Annotated in this window: 1 protein-coding gene and 1 pseudogene; both read left to right on the top strand. The window is 35.9% G+C overall.

Going from position 1 to position 1762, the window contains the following annotated elements; genetic code table 11:
- Positions 1–169: pseudogene (locus B0A80_RS20725) on the top strand (bacillithiol biosynthesis protein BshC); the annotation flags it as partial.
- Between the two features lie 109 nt (positions 170–278).
- On the top strand, positions 279–1550 hold the full coding sequence (locus tag B0A80_RS20620) for an acyltransferase family protein (protein WP_089078508.1): 1272 nt from the start codon (positions 279–281) through the stop codon (positions 1548–1550).
- The last annotated feature ends 212 nt before the right edge of the window (positions 1551–1762 follow it).

Genomic DNA, 1762 nt, shown 5'->3' with positions numbered 1-1762 from the left:
AATACAACGTGTTGTTGATTTACAATGTGAATTGTTTCCAAATCAGAGTTTACAGGAGCGTCAAACCAATTTTTCTGAATTTTATCTGGAAAAAGGAGAAGAATTGATTCCTCTTTTAATACAAAATTTAAAACCTTTAGAAACGAATTTTAATATTATCACGATATAAAAATAAAAAAGTAATAGTCATCAGAATAAATAACCGCCTCTTCTGAAATTATTGCCTCTCAAACCAAATAGTAACCTTTTAAAAAAAAATTAACCTATTTACCAAAATTATGACCAGAGAGCGCCTGATATCATTAGATGTCTTTAGAGGATTGACTATTTTATTAATGACTATTGTAAACAACCCCGGAGATTGGGGAAATGTCTACGCCCCGTTACTACACTCCGAGTGGCATGGCTGTACGCCAACCGACTTAGTGTTTCCGTTTTTTATTTTCATCATGGGAGTTGCAGTCCCCCTGGCAATGCCAAACAAAACCTGGGACAGCACTACCTTCAACAAAATTCTGGTTCGTTCGCTACGCATGCTCGGCCTTGGAATTTTCTTTAATTATTTTGGAAAAATACAGCTTTTTGGCCTTGAAGGAATTCCGCTTCTTATCGGCCGATTGATTATCACTGTGGCAGTTGGCTATGCTTTGATGGGCAATTTCAGTTCGAAAATCAAAAACATACTGGCCTTTTCAATTTTGTTTATTTATCTGTTTCTAGCTTACAGCGGAATCGAAGCCTACCATGATGTGCGATTACCTGGTGTTTTACAACGAATTGCGATTGTATATTTTGTCGTTTCTCTATTGTACCTAAAAACAACTCAAAAAACACAGATCATAACCGGTATTACTTTATTACTGGGCTATTGGGCCACAATGACTTTAATCCCCGTTCCCGGAATCGGAGCGCCTAATTTAGAAAAAGAAACCAACTTAGCTTCCTGGCTCGATGGTGTTTTACTTGAAGGACACATGTATCGCGGAACCATAATCTGGGATCCTGAAGGAGTTCTAAGTACCATTCCGTCAATCGTGAACGGAATCATTGGTTTATTGATTGGTCAGATTTTACAGCGCGAAATTACACAAAAGCAGAAAGCCGTTAAAATGATAGCTGCAGGTGTTGCCTTAATCATTGGAGGGTTAATCTGGAATGCCTTCTTCCCTATCAACAAATCGCTTTGGACCAGCAGTTATGTTTTATACACTACAGGACTGGCAACTGCTTGTTTAGCATTTCTATACTACATCATTGACATTGCAGCCTACAAAAAGGGTTTAAAATTGTTTTTAATCTGGGGAGTCAATCCGATGATTGTATTTTTCTTCTCTCAGATCATCCCTCAGGCTTTGGTGATGGTTCAGTTTAAGAACCCGCATCATCCGGAAGAGCAGATCAATCTTTTAAATTATTTGTACCAATTCGGTATTGCTCCTTTCTTTAGCAATCCAATGACAGCCTCGTTAGCAGGAGCATTAACTTATGTTGGAATCTGGACTTTTATATTATGGATTTTCTACAAAAACAAACTGATTTTTAAAGTTTAAAAATAAGCTATATCCATTTCGATTACAAGAGACGCAAAACGCGTCTCTTTTTTTTTCTTCCTCACTCCAAAACAAATTGAAAACTCCTATAAGTACTATTTTACATTTTTCTTTACCAAAACATCATTTGTTAGAGTTTTAATTATGAATTTATTAAAATCAATTCATAAAAAAAGTATACTTTTGCACGAAATTAAAAATAAGCAATAAAA

Origin of the sequence: Flavobacterium tructae (genome assembly GCF_002217475.1) — a bacterium.
GTDB lineage: Bacteria > Bacteroidota > Bacteroidia > Flavobacteriales > Flavobacteriaceae > Flavobacterium > Flavobacterium tructae.
Note: the sequence above shows the minus strand (reverse complement) of the source record. Positions and strands in the feature narration are given on the sequence as shown.